Genomic DNA, 15,291 nt, shown 5'->3' with positions numbered 1-15,291 from the left:
TACCGACGGGGTGCTGGACGGATGCGGTGACCCGGCCGGAACAAATCAGGCCTCGTCGAACAGACCCTTGATGTCGTCGGCCGTGAGCGACTGCGCGAAGAGCTCGTCGTCGTCCATCACCGCGGTGAAGAGCCTGGCCTTGCGGCGCTGAAGCTCGAGGACCTTCTCCTCGATCGTGCCGGTCGAGATCATCCGATAGACGAACACCTGATTCGTCTGCCCGATGCGATGCGTGCGGTCGATCGCCTGCTCTTCGGCGGCCGGGTTCCACCAGGGATCGAGCAGGAAGACATAGTCGGCTTCGGTCAGCGTGAGTCCGAACCCACCGGCCTTCAGGCTGATCAGGAACACCGGCTGCTCCCCCGCCTTGAACCCGTCGATCACCTGCTCTCTGCGCCGCGTCGAGCCGTCGAGATGCGCATACGGGATGCCGGCGGCCTCGAGACGAGCAGCTGCGAGATCGAGGAACGAGGTGAACTGGCTGAAGACGAGCGCGCGGTGCCCCTCGGCCTGCAGCTCGACCACTCGCTCGAGAAGCGTGTCGAGCTTGCTCGAGCCGATGTCCGCATCGGCTTCGTCGACCAACGCAGGTGCGAGGCTCAGCATCCGCAGCAGCGTGAGAGAGCGGAACACGATGAAGCGGTTGCGATCGAGATCGTCGATCAGCCCCAGGACCTTCTGACGCTCGCGCTGCAGCACGACGTCGTAGAGCGCCTTGTGCTCCGGGCTCATCTCGACCTCGAGAAGCTGCTCCTGCTTGGCAGGGAGATCAGGTGCCACGAGCTCCTTCGTGCGTCGCAGCATCAGAGGCCTGACGCGACGACGGAGCTGGGCGAGGCGCCGAGCGCGATACTCGCCGCCCTCCTCGTTCTCGGGGACCTTCCCCTTCTCGATCGGCTGGATGTACCGGTCCTTGAACTTCCGCGCCGAAGGGAAGAGCCCCGGCGCGGCGAGTTTGAGAAGCGACCACAGCTCGGAGAGGCTGTTCTCCATCGGCGTGCCGGTCACGGCGTACGTGACGTCGGCACGGAACGTCGAGATGGCGCGGTGGAGTCTCGTCTTGGGGTTCTTGACGAACTGGGCCTCGTCGAGGATCAGTCCGGCCCACTCGACCTCGCGGAACTCCTCTTCGTCGAGTCGTGCGACCGTGTACGAGCTGACGACCAGGTCGCTCGACCGTGCCGCCGCCCTCAGCACATCAGCGCGTTTTCCGCTCGTGCTGTCGACGATCGACACGCGAAGCCCCGGAGTGAATCGCGCGGCCTCCGACCGCCAGGTGCTCAGCACCGACGTGGGCGCGAGCACGAGGAACGGCCGCGTCTCGCCGGCATCCCTCGTGTGCTGCACGAACGTCAGGAGCTGCAGGGTCTTGCCGAGACCCATGTCGTCGGCGAGGATTCCGCCCAGCCGATGACGCCACAGGAAGACCAGCCAGTCGAAGCCGGTCTTCTGATAGGGGCGCAACTCCGCCTGAACCCCCTCGGGCACGGGCGTCGGGGGGACACCGGTGGCCTGACGAAGCCCGTCAGCCGTGGCGCGCCAGCTGACGGCAGGCTCGGCCTCGTCTGCGAGATCCTCGAACTCCTCCCAGAGATCGGTCTGGTAGCGACTGATCCGGGGGCCCGTCTCCCACTCGTCGAGCTCGCCCGCGTCCTCGATGAGGTCACGGAGACGATCCAGCGACGGGTGGTTGAGTGAGAAGTACCCGCCATCGGAGAGGAGCAGCTTCTTGCGCCCCTTGCTCAGTGCCGTGAACAACGGCCCGAAGGGAATCGTCCGGCCGTCGATCGTCACGAGGATGCCGAGATCGAACCAGTCGGAGTCCGTCGACTCGACGGTCGTGACCTTGACCTGCGGATCGCCGATCAGCTCGCGGTACGCCTTGCGCTCTCCGCTCGATTCGACGCGCACTCCCACCGCCTCGAGTGCGGGAACCCCCTCCGCGACGAACGCCGCCGCGTCGATGTCGTGGAAGGAGCCGCTCGGCCTGAAGCTCGTCGTGCGGAACTCCTGCCACGCAGCCTCGATCGCCGCCCTCTTGGCGGTCTCGACGGCGGCGTCGCGCACTGCTGCGTCGTTCCAGGCGAACGGCACGCGCCCGAACTGACCGTATGACCATTCGAACGTGTAGCTCACGACATCGCCGCGCTCGTAGCTGACGGTCAACACGGGCTCCGGCTCGGGAACGTCGGGGAGCGCGACCGCGCCGACCGTGCGCACGGTGCTTCGTCTCGCCAGCAGCGGATACGCGTCGGCGATGAACGCCTTCTCATCGTCGGAGGGCACGACGATCGGATCGGGTGCCGCGAGCAGTGCGCGCGTCTGCTCGCTCAGCGACACCTCGGCGAGGACGATCTCGATCCGTGCGCCCACGAGGCCGACCGAGTACACCCCCGTGCGGCCGATCGGATGCACCTCCCGGTCAGGAACCTCTCGATCGTCGATGCGCACGTCCGCGGACACCGCCAGAGAGCCGTCGTCCGTTCGAGTGATGCGTGTCGAGACCTCCGCGCCGGCCGCAATGCGCACCGAGGCGCTCTTCTGACTCGCGACGAGCGGGATGCCGAGCTCGGCGCCCGAGCGGAGGTGCCGCCAGAGCAAAGGGGACTCGACCTGGTCGAGGACGAGCCATTCGCCGGCGTTGCCGGAGAGCAGCGAATCCCGCGAGATGCTGAGCAGGTCGCCGAACCAGCGGTTCTGATCGCGACCGAACTGTGAGGCGTCGCGCCGGACGGCATCCCACCCAGCGCCTCCCTGGATCCAGGCGCCGGTCTGCGCACTGCGCATCATCGGACGGATCGCCAGCAGCAGCTCCCCGTTCGGGCGTGCCAGATCGCGCGCCGTCGCAGCACGAACCGGGCGTGGTCCCCAGTGGTTCTCGCTGCGGGACTCGCGGTGCCGCAGCTCGATCCCGAGCGCGAGGCGCTGGGGGTGCCGAGAGACCGACGGGTCGAGCAGGCTGCGCCACGACGTCGCCGCAGCGCTGCGGGGCGCGGCCGACTCCGGTTGAGCGTCGGGCTGACGCTGAAGAGCCGCCGCCTGCTGGGAGTACTCGTGCACGTTGGACGCGAGCAGCGTCGCGACGACGTGCTTGCAGCCGCTGCCCACCGGGCACGAGCAGCGAGTCGTCCTCGGACGCCTCGTCCCGTTCGATGAGTGGAAGAGGATCTCGGTCACATACTGGGCATCGGAGCTGCCGCGAACATGCCCCTCGAGTTCGAGGAGATCCTCATGCCAGACCACGTCGAGCACGTTGCCCTCGCGGAAATAGGCGAGACCGCGTTGATAACCACCCGCATCGGTGATCTGCATGAGATCCCGAAGATCGACGTGCGGCGCGGGCATGACCCCATCCTTCCCAGGGCCTCCGACATCTCGGAGACCGCGTCCTGAGTCGTCGCTCAGGCCGCGCGAGAGACGCGGGCGAGCACGCCGTGCACGAATGCGCCCGAATCGTCGGTGGAGAACTCCTTGGCGAGTTCGACCGCCTCATCGATGGCGACGGCCGTCGGCACCTCGGCGTTGAACAGGATCTCCCAGACGCCGATGCGCAGCAGCGCGCGGTCGACCGCGGGCATCCGCTCGAGCTTCCAGTCGCGACTGTGCGTCGTGATGAGCTCGTCGATCTCGTCGCGGTGGTCGATGATGCCGTCTACGACCTCGCGCGCGTACAGCCAGGAGGCCTCGCGGGCCGGTTCGCTCGCGGCGCGCTTGGCTTCGGCGGCCAGGGCCACCGCGACCTCGTCGCCGCGGACGTCGGCGGAGAACAGGATGTCGAGTGCGCGCTTGCGCGCCTTCGTACGGGCGCTCACGCCTTACTTCTCGCGACCGAGGTAGTCGCCGGTGCGCGTGTCGACCTTGACCTTGGTGCCGGTCTCCACGAACAGCGGCACCTGGATCTCGTAACCCGTCTCGAGCGTGGCGGGCTTGGTGCCGGCCGACGAGCGGTCGCCCTGCACGCCTGGCTCGGAGTAGGTGATCTCGAGGATCACGGACGCCGGCAGATCGATGTACAGCGGGTTGCCGTTGTTGAGCGCGATCGTGACCTGCTGGTTCTCGAGCAGGAAGTTCTTCGCGTCGCCGACGGTCGCCGCGGGGACAGTGATCTGGTCGTAGTCGGTCTGGTCCATGAAGACGTACCCGTCACCATCGGTGTACAGGTAGGTGTAGTCGCGACGGTCGACGTTCTCGATCTCGATCTTCGCGCCTGCGTTGAACGTCTTGTCGACGACCTTGCCGCTCATCACGTTCTTGAGCTTCGTGCGGACGAACGCGCCGCCCTTGCCGGGCTTGACGTGCTGGAACTCGACGACGCTCCAGAGCTGCCGCTCGATGTTGAGGACGACGCCGTTCTTGATGTCTGCGGTAGATGCCATGCGCTGGACTTTCCGTTTCTAGAGTCTGGGGGCCGCTCGCGTCCGAGGTGGACTGGGGTGGGCCGAGAGTCGATTCTACGCGATGAGCGCTGCGAGCTGCCGCACAGCGCTCGCGTAGCCGTCGACGCCCTCGCCGATCACACGCACCGCTGCCACATCGTGGAGGTAGGAATGGTGCCGGAACTCCTCCCGCGCGTACACGTCGGAGATGTGCACCTCGGCGAACGGCAGAGCGACGCCGGTCAGGGCGTCGCGCAGCACCACACTCGTGTGCGTGAGCCCGCCCGGGTTGATGATGATCGCAGTGCAGTCCTCCCTCGCGGCGTGGATGGCATCGATCAGCACCCCCTCGTGATTGCTCTGCAGCGCCCGGAGCTCGAAGCCCTCCGCCTCGGCGGCCGCAGCGGTGAGCTTCTCGACATCGGCGAGTGTCGCCGTGCCGTAGACCTCGGGCTCGCGGCTGCCGAGCAGGTTGAGGTTCGGACCGTTGACGAGCAGGATGCGACGGGTCATTCGCCGATCTCCTGGTAGGCGGCGAAGAGCAGCGACTCGTCCGGCGCCTGCAGCACGGTGGGCTTGGCGATGTCGTCGAGGAGGATGAACCGCAGCATGCCACCCCGGCTCTTCTTGTCGCGCTGCATCGTCGCGAGCAGCTGTGGCCATGCACCGGCACGATAGCCGGTCGGCAGCCCGAGCGAGTCGAGGATCGTGCGGTGACGCTCGGCGGCGGAGTCCGACAGTCGGCCGGCGAGTCGCGACAGCTCAGCCGCGTACAGCATGCCGATCGAGACGGCCGCACCGTGGCGCCAGCGGTATCGCTCGGCATGCTCGATCGCGTGGCCGAGGGTGTGGCCGTAGTTGAGGATCTCGCGCTGGCCCGCTTCGCGGAAGTCGTCGGAGACGACCTGCGCCTTCATGTCGATGGCGAGTTCGATCGCCCGACGGAACTCGGGTGTCGTCGAGTCGACGGCGCGCGCGGGGTCCGCTTCGATGATGTCGAGGATCTCGGGCGCCCAGATGAATCCGGCCTTCACGACCTCGGCGAAGCCCGCGGTCGCCTCGTTCGGGCTGAGGCTGGCGAGCTCGTCGAGGTCGCCGATCACCGCGCGAGGTGCCCAGAAAGCGCCGACGAGGTTCTTGCCCTCGGCGGTGTTGATCCCGGTCTTGCCGCCCACCGATGCGTCCACGAGGCCGAGCACGGTGGTGGGCACCTGGACGAGCTGCACCCCCCGCAGCCAGGTCGCCGCGACGAAGCCGGCGAGATCGGTCACGGCGCCGCCGCCGTATCCGACGACGGCGTCCGAACGGGTGAAGTCGGCCTGTCCCATCACCTGCCAGCAGAAGGCGGCCACCTCGACGCGCTTGCCCTGCTCGGCATCAGGCACCTCTGCGAGCAGAACCTCTCGCTGACCGTTCTCGACGTCGGCGAGCAGCCGATCCCGCAGCTCCGCCGCGCGGGCGGCGAGCGTGGGCGGGTGGACGACGAGGACCTTGCGCACTCCGGGATCGAGCACCTCCGACACCCGGTCGAGGATGCCGCGTCCGATGGCGATGTCGTAGGGGTTCTCCCCCGTCACGCTGATGGTTGTCGTACTCATCCCAGTTCTCTCCTCCATGCCACGATGTCGTCGGCTATGCGCTGCATGGGGCGCCGTGACGTGTCGAACGTCACGGATGCCACCTCGTCATACCAGTCTCGACGTTCTTCGAAGATCTGTGTCCAACGCCCGACGGGGTCATCGCCCGCGAGCAGGGGGCGTCCGCCGCTGTGGATCCGATCGGCGACCGCCGCAGGGGTCACGGTCAGGAACACGACCGGGTGCTCGATCAGCAGCGTGCGGGTGGCCGCGTCCGTCACGGCCCCACCGCCGAGGGAGATCACACCGCCCGTCCCCAGAGCCTCCGCGACCGCGGCGCGCTCGAGCGCGCGGAAGTGCGCCTCACCGTGCTGCTCGAAGATCGCCGGTATCGGGCCGTGTGCTGCGACCACGCGCTTGTCGGTGTCGACGAACGGCACGCCGAGCTTGCGCGCGACGCGACGCCCGACGCTGGTCTTGCCGGCGGCCATCGGACCGACGAGCACCAGCGTCAGCGGATCAGCCTCGCTCGTCATGCGCGATGAGCGCCGCCTCGGACGCGGGCGTCGTGCGCAGCTCGGCCGGGATCGCCGCGAGGTAACCCTCGAGGTTGCGGCGGGTCTCTCCGATGCTGTCGCCCCCGAACTTCTCGAGCACGGCATTGGCGAGTTCGACGGCCACCATGGCTTCGGCCACCACTCCGGCCGCAGGCACGGCGCACACGTCAGAGCGCTGATGGTGTGCGGTGGCATCCTCGCCCGAGGCGACGTCGATCGTGCGAAGAGCATGCGGCACGGTGGCGATCGGCTTCATTCCCGCGCGCACGCGCAGCACCGTTCCGGTCGACATCCCGCCCTCGGTGCCTCCCGCGCGGTCCGAGCCGCGCGAGATGCCGTCTGCGGTCGCGAACAGCTCGTCGTGAGCGGCGGAGCCGCGTCGGCGCGTGGTCTCGAAACCGTCGCCGACCTCGACGCCCTTGATCGCCTGGATGCTCATGAGGGCCTGCGCGAGACGTGCATCCAGACGGCGATCCCAGTGAACGTGCGAGCCCAGTCCGGGCGGAAGACCGTATGCGAGCACCTCGACGATCCCACCGAGGGTGTCGCCGTCCTTCTTCGCGTCATCGACTTCCTCAACCATGAGGGCGGAGGTCGTCGCGTCGAAGCAGCGCAGCGGATCGGCATCGAGCGTGTCGACGTCTTCGGGGGTCGGAAGCGGAGCGCCGTCCGGCACGCGTACCGGCCCGATCGACAGCGTGTGGCTGACGAGGCGAATGCCCAGCTCGCCGAGGAACGAGCGGGCGATGGCGCCGAGGGCGACCCTGGCAGCCGTCTCTCGTGCGCTGGCACGCTCGAGGATGGGCCGTGCTTCGTCGAAGTCGTACTTCTGCATGCCCACGAGATCGGCGTGTCCTGGCCGCGGGCGGGTCAGCGGTGCGCTCCGGCCACGGGACTTGTCTGTCAGCTCGACGGGTTCGGGGTTCATGACCTCGATCCACTTCGGCCACTCCGTGTTGCCGATGCGAAGAGCGATCGGGCTGCCGAGGGTCTTGCCGTGGCGAACGCCGCCCGAGATCGTCAGCTCGTCCTGCTCGAACTTCATGCGCGAGCCGCGCCCATAGCCGAGCTTGCGACGTGCGAGATCGGCCTGGATCGCCTCGGAGGACACAGGGACGCCTGAAGGCAGACCCTCCATGACGGCAATGAGTTCTGGGCCGTGCGATTCGCCGGCCGTGAGCACGCGGAGCATTGCTCTAGTCTCCCACGCCTTTCGACTCGGATCGTGCCGCGTGACGACCGGTGACTACAGAACGGCCTTCATCGCGGCGACCACGGCCTCCTCGGAGGGCAGCGGAACGCTCTGGTCGCCGTGCAGGAAGATCCGGACCTGCCGCACGGCCTGGCGCAGCAGCATCCCCTCACCGGAGACGGCGCGGCCGTCGCTCCATGCCGATGCGAGAGCCGACGGCCACGGCGAATAGGCGACGTCGAACAGCACTCCCCCGCTCGCAGACAGCCGCGCAGAGGTCGCGGGGCCGAGCGCCGTGCCACCGGGCAGCGTCGCCACGGTGAGCCCGACGTCGGGCAGGTCGGCATCGAAGGGAGACGCCGAGATCGTGACACCGAGCCGATGCCCGAGGGCCACGAGCGCGGCGGCGCGTTCAGGTCGGCGTGCCCGCACATCGATCGAGCGGGCTCCCGCCTCGACGCACGCGACCAGAGCGGATGAGGCCGTGGCACCGGCGCCGAGGATGCGGACCCGGTCGATGTCGAGCAGACCCTGCTCACCCAGGGCATCGACGATCCCGCCGACATCGGTGTTGAACCCGCTGATCCCACCTGTCAGCAGGAGCGTGTTGACCGCTCCGGTGAGGTCCGCGTAGCGATCGTGCGTTCGCGCGGCTCGATGCGCCTTCTCTTTGAGGGGCATCGTGAGCGAGAGCCCGCGCCACGAATCGTCCAGAGTCTCCAGCGCCTCGATGAACGCCGCCTCGTCGATTCGGCGACGCGTGTACTCCCAGTCGAGACCGAGTGCGGCGTATGCCGCGGCGTGCAGCTGGGGTGACTTGGAATGCGCGATCGGGTCTCCCCACACCGCGAGGCGCCGCTGGGTCATCCGGCCGAGCATCCCCCGTCAGGATTCTCCTGGCACCACTGCTCCCACTTCTCCACACCCTGGAGGTGCTCCTCATAGGTGACCGAGAACTGGGTCTCGCCGGTGGCGAGGTTCGTCGTCACGAAGTACAGCCACGGACCGTCGGCGGGGTGCATCGCTGCATCGATGGCCGCAAAGCTCGGGCTGGCGATCGGTGTGACCGGCAGGCCGGTGTGCACGTAGGTGTTCCACAGGTTGTCGTCCTCGAGCGCCTCGGCGGAGCTCGAGACGACACCCTCGTGGAGCGAGCCGTATCCGTATTGCGCCGTCGAGTCCATCTGCAGCTTCATGTCGATGTCGAGACGGTTCTCGATCACGCGCGACACCTTCGGGAAGTCTGCGGTGAGGCCCTCGCGCTGGATGATCGACGCGATCGTCAGCACGCGCTGCGCATCCTCGGCGGGCACCCCGGCCTCCGTCAGCGCTTCCTTCGTGCGATCGACCATGCGCTGGATCACCTGCGTGGCGGTCACCTCAGGATCGAACGTGTAGACGGCCGGGAAGAGCCACCCCTCGAGGCTCTGCGCGCTGACACCGTAGGTCGCAGGATCCGCGTCGACCGCAGCCTGAAGTTCTTCGACGGGCATGCCGAGAGACTCGGCCATGTCGGGCAGCGAGGATTCGATGGTCGCGCCCTCACCGACGCTGGCGGAGTTCTCGCGCTTGTTCTCGGGGTTCTGCAGCGCCTCGAGCGCCGCTTCGGCCGTCATCTTCTCCTTCAGGGAATAGATGCCCGGATAGAAGGTGACCGCGATGTTCTCGGTGACGAGGTAGTCGTAGAAGACATCCTCCGTGCGCGTGACGCCGGCTTCGTGCAGCGCCGCCGACACGGGTGCGCCGGTGTCGCCCTCATGGATCGTGACGAGCACCTCGCCCGTGGCCATCCCCGGCTCCCAGTCCTTCGGATCGCCCCAGCCGAGGGCATCGCTGATCTTGTCGCCGTACGCGTTCCACGCCCAGACGCCTGCACCGACGATGCCGCCGATCACCGCGAGGACGATGACGAGGGCGACGAGGCACCCTGTGCGACGCTTCTTCTTCGCCGGCGGTCGGTTGCCGGTGTGGTCCTCGGGATGTCCGTGGAAGAGGTCCTCCAGACGGCCGCCTGCCGCGGAGCCGTCGCCGGCCCGGGCCGGAGCACCGTCCCCGGTCGGCCCGCCCGACGGGGCGTCGGAGGCTCGCTCCGCGGAGGCCGCCCTATCCGCCGAAGGCGACGACACGGCGGGGTCCTCGGCAGCGGCCGTCGGCATCGCTCGGGTCGACACGTCCTCACCCGTCGGCGTGTCCGCGGACGGGCGTGCGGGGTCAGTGGACGACTGCGCGGCGGCGGCTTCGCGTGCCGCTCGACGAGACCCGGGCGCGGGTGGCGTGTTGTCCACCGTCGGGATCTGCTGCGCCGGGTCGGGAAGGTTCTCGAACAGGTCACCCAGGCGGGCGTCCGGATCGTGCTGGGGCGAAGCACTCTCACGTTCGGGCATTATCGGGGGGACTCCTCGTCGAGCGGAATCGTGGCACCGGTCGGGTTTCCGGTGCTCTTCTCCGTGTCGATCGCCTGCTGCAGCAGGACCACCGCGGCGATCTGATCCACAATGCTACGAGAGTTCTTCTGTGTTCTGCCCGAAGAACGCAACGCGGCGTGTGCAGTGACCGTGCTGAGCCGCTCGTCCACGAGCCGCACAGGAGTGCCTGTGCGAGCCTGCAGGGCGACCGCGAACTCACGGGAATCCGTCGTCGATGCCGTGTCGGCACCCATCAGGTTGACGGGCAGTCCGACGACGAACTCGAGCACGTCGTAGTCCTCGGCGATCATGGCGATCCGGTCGATCGCCTGCTCGTTCCGCTGCACCGTCTCGACGGGCACCGCGAGCATGCCGTCCGGATCGCAGCGAGCGACCCCGACGCGCGCCCGCCCGACATCGATGCCGATGCGCACCCCGCGGCGGAATCCGCTCACGCTGACTGCAGCTCCTGCGACACGGCCTCCAGCGCCGACTGCAGAGCTGCGACATCGGTGCCACCGCCCTGAGCGACGTCATCACGACCGCCGCCGCCTCCACCGAGCACCGAAGCGGCGCGCTTCGCGAGCGCTCCGGCCTTGGCACCGGCCGCACGGGCGGCGTCGTTCGTCGCGACGACCACCACAGGGCGACCGTTGACCGAGGCCCCGAGCGCGACGACCGCGGCGTCGGAACCGAGGCGGTCCCGGACAGCGAGGACGAGCTCGCGCACGTCATCGGCCGAAGCCACCTCGCCGAGCGACTGCGCAGCGACCCGGAAGGCGCCGACGCGGCTCGCCGCATCGGCGATGGCGGGAACACGACCCGCGCGCTCCTTGGACTCGAACTGCGCGATGCGCTTCTCCGCCGCTTTGAGGCTCGCGGAGAGATCGGCGATGCGCTCGGCGAGCTGATCGCGAGGGGTCTTGAGCGAGGTCGTCAGCTGCGACACGAGCGCACGCTCTGCCGCGAGCTCGCGGAACGCATCCTGACCGACGAGCGCTTCGATGCGTCGGTTCGACGCACCGACGGACGATTCGCCGACGACGCTGACGAGACCGATCTCCACGCTCGTGCTGACGTGGGTTCCCGCGCACAGCTCGCGAGACCACGGCCCTCCGATGTCGACCATGCGCACGACATCGCCGTACTTCTCGCCGAAGAGAGCCATGGCTCCGGCATCCTTCGCCTCATCGAGCGTCACGATGCGTGTCGTGACCTCGAGGGCGTCGTTGACGGCGCGGTTGGTGATCTCCTCGATCTCGGTGCGCGTGTCAGCCGAGAGCGCCTGCGACCACGAGAAGTCGAACCGCATGTAGCCCGCACGGTTGAGCGACCCGGCCTGCGTCGCCGTCGGACCGAGGGTGTCGCGGAGCGCGGCGTGCACGAGGTGCGTCGCGGAGTGAGCCTGGCGAGCCGCGCGTCGATTCGCCGCATCGACGACGGTGGTGGCCGCATCGTCGACGGCGACGACACCGCGGGTGACCTCGACGGTGTGACTGATGAGTCCGGGCACCGGGCGCTGCACGTCGAGCACCTCGAGCTCGTACCCGGGGCCGACGATCACGCCCTTGTCGGCGACCTGCCCACCGGATTCGGCGTACAGCGTGGTCTCGGCGAGCACGACCTCGGCGATCTGCCCCTCTGCGGCGCTGCGAACGGTGTGGCCGTCGACGAGGATTCCGAGGATGCGCGAGTCGACCTCGAGCTCGGAGTATCCGTCGAAGCCCGTCTCACCCAGAGCACGGAGATCGCGGTACACGGAGACGTCCGCGAGCTGACGCTTGCGATTGCGTGCATCGGCTTTGGCGCGCGAGCGCTGCTCCTGCATGAGGGTGTCGAACGCCTCGCGGTCGACCGCCAGACCCGCTTCCTCGGCGACCTCGAGCGTGAGATCGATCGGGAAGCCGTAGGTGTCGTGCAGCAGGAACGCCTCGGAGCCGCTCAGCGAGGCTCCGCCGCTCTTCTTCGTCTCATCGAGCGCGAGGTCGAGGATCGTGGATCCGGATGCCAGCGTGCGGCGGAAGGTCTCCTCCTCGGCGATCGCCGAAGCGGAGAGAGTCGACCACTCCTTCTCGAGCACGGGGTAGGCGGACTTCATCGCGTCGCGCGAGGTGGCGAAGAGCTCGGGGAACACCGGCTCGTCGACACCGAGCAGACGCATCGAGCGCACAGTGCGACGCATCAGGCGTCGGAGGATGTAGCCGCGGCCCTCGTTGGACGGGCGAACGCCGTCAGACAGCAGCATGAGCGACGAGCGCACGTGGTCGGCGACCACCCGGAAGCGGACGTCGTCTTCGTGCACGGCTCCGTAGCGTCGACCCGAGAGCTCGACAGCACGGTCGAGCACCGGGCGCACCTGATCGGTCTCGTACATGTTCTCGACGCCCTGCTTGAGGAAGGCGACGCGCTCGAGTCCCATGCCGGTGTCGATGTTCTTCTGGGGCAGCTCCCCCACGATGTCGAACTCGGTCTTGCCCCGGATGTTCTCGATGAAGTCCTGCATGAACACGAGGTTCCAGATCTCGAGGAACCTCGAGTCGTCGGCGGCCGGGCCGCCGTCCTTGCCGTATGCGGGGCCGCGATCGAAGAAGATCTCGGAGTCCGGTCCACCGGGGCCGGGCTGGCCGGTGTTCCAGTAGTTGTCGGCGCGCCCCAGACGCTGGATGCGCTCGGGCTTGAGGCCGATGATGTCACGCCAGATGGCCTCGGCCTCGTCATCCGTCTCATAGACGGTGACCCAGAGGTCCTTCTCGTCGAAGCCGAGGCCGCCGTCGGCCTCGGAGCTCGTCAGGAGCTCCCACGCGTAGCGGATCGCACCCTCTTTGAAGTAGTCGCCGAACGACCAGTTGCCCATCATCTGGAAGAAGGTGCCGTGACGCGCGGTCTTGCCGACCTCTTCGATGTCGTTGGTGCGGATGCACTTCTGCAGATCGGCGATGCGCGGATGCGGTGCGGGCACGACCCCGGTGAGGTACGGGATCATCGGCACCATTCCGGCGACCGTGAACAGGAGCGACGGGTCATCGCTGACCAGCGAGGCCGAGGGGACGATGAGGTGGTCGTTCTTCTCGAAGAAGTCGAGATACCGCTCCGCGATCTCCGCAGTTTTCATAGGGGTGCCAGGTGTCCTTGCGTACAGGGTGTGGAAGGGCGTGGAGACTGACGTGATGTCGCGGCGAGGCTGCCGCGACGGTCAGTCGTCAGAGGGTTCGGTGAGACGAGCCTGCTCCGCGCGGAAGGCATCGCCGACGATCCCCGTGAACTCGTTGAAGCGGGCGTCGACCTCGGCGAGGATCTCATGACCGCGCGGGTCGTTGTTCATGAGATGCGCCGCGACGAAGCCGCCGATCACACCGATCAGGAACCACTGCACGTTCTTCATGTCGCCATCCTTGCCTTTGGCCCGCGTGGGCGCGGTGCTTCCATCGTATGCGGAAACGACAGAAGGCGTCGGGTGACCCCGACGCCTTCTGCGGAAAAGCTGAACTCAGCGAGCTGCGTAGTACTCGACGACGAGCTGCACTTCACAGGTCACGGGGACCTCGGCGCGCTTCGGGCGACGAACCAGGCGAGCCTGGAGCTTGTCGAGCTCGACCTCGAGGTAGCCGGGAACGGGAGGCAGGACCTCGGCGTGGCCGCCGGCTGCTGCGACCTGGAAGGGCTCGGTGCCCTCGCTCTTGGCCTTGACGTGGATGAGCTGACCCGGCTTCACGCGGAAGGACGGGCGGTCGACGAGCTGACCGTCGACGAGGATGTGACGGTGCACGACGAGCTGACGAGCCTGCGCGGTGGTGCGGGCGAAGCCCGAACGCACGACGAGGGCGTCGAGACGCATCTCGAGCAGCTCGACCAGGTTCTCACCGGTCAGGCCCTCCTGACGGCGAGCCTCGTTGAACGTGTTGCGCATCTGCTTCTCGCGGATGCCGTACTGCTCGCGCAGACGCTGCTTCTCACGAAGACGGACGGCGTAGTCGCTGTCAGCCTTGCGCTTGGTGCGGCCGTGCTCGCCCGGAGCGTAGGGACGCTTCTCGAGGTAGCGGGCGGCCTTCGGGGTGAGCGGGATGCCGAGTGCACGGCTCAGACGCACCTTGCGGCGGTCCTGGGACTTCGTGGTCACGAAGTTATCCTTCCGATGACGTGGTCGCGTCTTTCACGACTCACGGACGTATCGTCCGCGTTCTGCCTTGGAGCGCACGCCGGGGCGCCAGCAAGGTGGGGTGTGAACGAGGAGATGCCCGAAAACTTGGTTTCGAGCCGATCCAGTCTAACAGATTCGTGTCACCGGCCGTCGAGGATGCGACGGATGCGCTCCAGGCGGGCCGAGATGTCTCGCTCAGCGCCCAAGTTCTTGGGCTCGTAGTACCGCTTCCCGCGCAGCTCGTCGGGCAGATACTGCTGCGGAAGGATGCCGAACTCGCCGTCGTGCGGGTAGACGTAGCCGCGTCCGTGGCCGAGCCGCTTGGCACCGGGATAGTGGGCGTCGCGCAGGTGCAGCGGCACCCGACCGAACCCGCCGGAGCGGATGTCGGCGATCGCCGCGTCGATTCCCACGTACGCCGCGTTCGACTTGGCGGTCGTGGCGAGGTAGACGGTCGCCTCGGCGAGCGGGATCCGCCCCTCGGGCATGCCGATGAAGGCGACCGCATCGGCGGCGGCGACCGCGATCGAGAGCGCCTGAGGATCGGCGAGACCCACGTCTTCGGACGCCGAGATCACCAGACGCCGCGCGATGAAACGGGGGTCCTCCCCCGCCTCGATCATCCTTGCGAGGTAGTGAAGTGCGGCGTCGGGGTCGGAGCCGCGGATCGACTTGATGAACGCGCTGATGACGTCGTAATGCTCGTCACCCTGACGGTCGTACCGCAGCAGGGCCTTGTCGACGGCCTGAGCGACATCGTCGGCGGTCGCGGCCGGCACCGCGCCCTCCTTGCCCTTCGACAGAGCGACGGCCGCAGCCGCCTCGAGCCCCGTGAGCGCGCGTCGCGCATCGCCGGACGCCAGTCGGATGAGGGCGGCACGCGCGTCATCGGCGAGAGTGACCGCGCCGTTGAGTCCGCGCGCATCGGTCACCGCCCGATCGACGAGCAGCCCGACGTCGTCGTCTGTCAGCGGCTGCAGCGTCAGGAGCAGCGACCGCGACATCAGCGGCGAGATCACCGAGAACGAGGGGTTCTCGGTGGTCGC

14 protein-coding genes are annotated in these 15,291 nt (G+C 68.0%); all 14 read right to left on the bottom strand.

The window, feature by feature from the left end; all coding sequences use genetic code 11:
• Positions 1-45: 45 nt before the first annotated feature.
• Positions 46-3,345 carry a DEAD/DEAH box helicase gene (locus tag RU09_RS00665; RefSeq protein WP_231567441.1) on the bottom strand — a complete coding sequence of 1,100 codons (3,300 nt, stop codon included), beginning with the start codon at positions 3,343-3,345 and terminating at the stop codon, positions 46-48.
• A 56-nt stretch (positions 3,346-3,401) separates the two neighbouring features.
• A complete protein-coding gene (nusB, locus tag RU09_RS00660; RefSeq protein ID WP_042536620.1) occupies positions 3,402-3,812 on the bottom strand; it encodes a transcription antitermination factor NusB in 411 nt (136 codons plus the stop codon).
• Between the two features lie 3 nt (positions 3,813-3,815).
• On the bottom strand, positions 3,816-4,376 hold the full coding sequence (gene efp, locus RU09_RS00655; RefSeq protein ID WP_042536619.1) for an elongation factor P: 561 nt from the start codon (positions 4,374-4,376) through the stop codon (positions 3,816-3,818).
• Between the two features lie 75 nt (positions 4,377-4,451).
• Positions 4,452-4,889, bottom strand: a complete 438-nt coding sequence (aroQ, locus tag RU09_RS00650; protein WP_042536618.1) for a type II 3-dehydroquinate dehydratase — start codon at positions 4,887-4,889, stop codon at positions 4,452-4,454.
• A complete protein-coding gene (gene aroB / locus RU09_RS00645; protein WP_042536617.1) occupies positions 4,886-5,974 on the bottom strand; it encodes a 3-dehydroquinate synthase in 1,089 nt (362 codons plus the stop codon). The genes aroQ and aroB overlap by 4 nt, the downstream gene beginning before the upstream one ends.
• Positions 5,971-6,489 carry a shikimate kinase gene (locus RU09_RS00640; protein ID WP_042536616.1) on the bottom strand — a complete coding sequence of 173 codons (519 nt, stop codon included), beginning with the start codon at positions 6,487-6,489 and terminating at the stop codon, positions 5,971-5,973. Before RU09_RS00640 ends, aroB begins: the two co-directional genes overlap by 4 nt.
• On the bottom strand, positions 6,473-7,702 hold the full coding sequence (gene aroC, locus RU09_RS00635) for a chorismate synthase (RefSeq protein ID WP_042536615.1): 1,230 nt from the start codon (positions 7,700-7,702) through the stop codon (positions 6,473-6,475). The genes RU09_RS00640 and aroC overlap by 17 nt, the downstream gene beginning before the upstream one ends.
• Positions 7,703-7,756: 54 nt before the next feature.
• A complete protein-coding gene (locus RU09_RS00630; protein WP_156145850.1) occupies positions 7,757-8,569 on the bottom strand; it encodes a shikimate dehydrogenase in 813 nt (270 codons plus the stop codon).
• The gene (gene mltG, locus RU09_RS00625; protein WP_042536613.1) at positions 8,566-10,086 is read right to left on the bottom strand and encodes an endolytic transglycosylase MltG; all 1,521 of its coding nucleotides are present in this window, start codon (positions 10,084-10,086) and stop codon (positions 8,566-8,568) included. Before mltG ends, RU09_RS00630 begins: the two co-directional genes overlap by 4 nt.
• Positions 10,086-10,562: a Holliday junction resolvase RuvX gene (ruvX, locus tag RU09_RS00620; RefSeq protein WP_042536612.1), complete on the bottom strand. Its 477-nt coding sequence runs from the start codon at positions 10,560-10,562 to the stop codon at positions 10,086-10,088. Before ruvX ends, mltG begins: the two co-directional genes overlap by 1 nt.
• Positions 10,559-13,219 carry an alanine--tRNA ligase gene (gene alaS / locus RU09_RS00615; RefSeq protein ID WP_042536611.1) on the bottom strand — a complete coding sequence of 887 codons (2,661 nt, stop codon included), beginning with the start codon at positions 13,217-13,219 and terminating at the stop codon, positions 10,559-10,561. The genes ruvX and alaS overlap by 4 nt, the downstream gene beginning before the upstream one ends.
• A gap of 81 nt (positions 13,220-13,300) precedes the next feature.
• Positions 13,301-13,489, bottom strand: a complete 189-nt coding sequence (locus RU09_RS00610) for a hypothetical protein (RefSeq protein ID WP_042536610.1) — start codon at positions 13,487-13,489, stop codon at positions 13,301-13,303.
• Positions 13,490-13,594: 105 nt separating this feature from the next.
• On the bottom strand, positions 13,595-14,224 hold the full coding sequence (gene rpsD, locus RU09_RS00605) for a 30S ribosomal protein S4 (protein WP_052492801.1): 630 nt from the start codon (positions 14,222-14,224) through the stop codon (positions 13,595-13,597).
• A 161-nt stretch (positions 14,225-14,385) separates the two neighbouring features.
• A partial coding sequence (locus RU09_RS00600) for a replication-associated recombination protein A (RefSeq protein WP_042536609.1) occupies positions 14,386-15,291 on the bottom strand: 906 nt, incomplete at its 5' end.

It is taken from the genome of Microbacterium sp. MEJ108Y (assembly GCF_000834175.1).
Taxonomy (GTDB): domain Bacteria; phylum Actinomycetota; class Actinomycetes; order Actinomycetales; family Microbacteriaceae; genus Microbacterium; species Microbacterium forte.
This window is presented reverse-complemented; position numbering and strand designations above follow the sequence as displayed.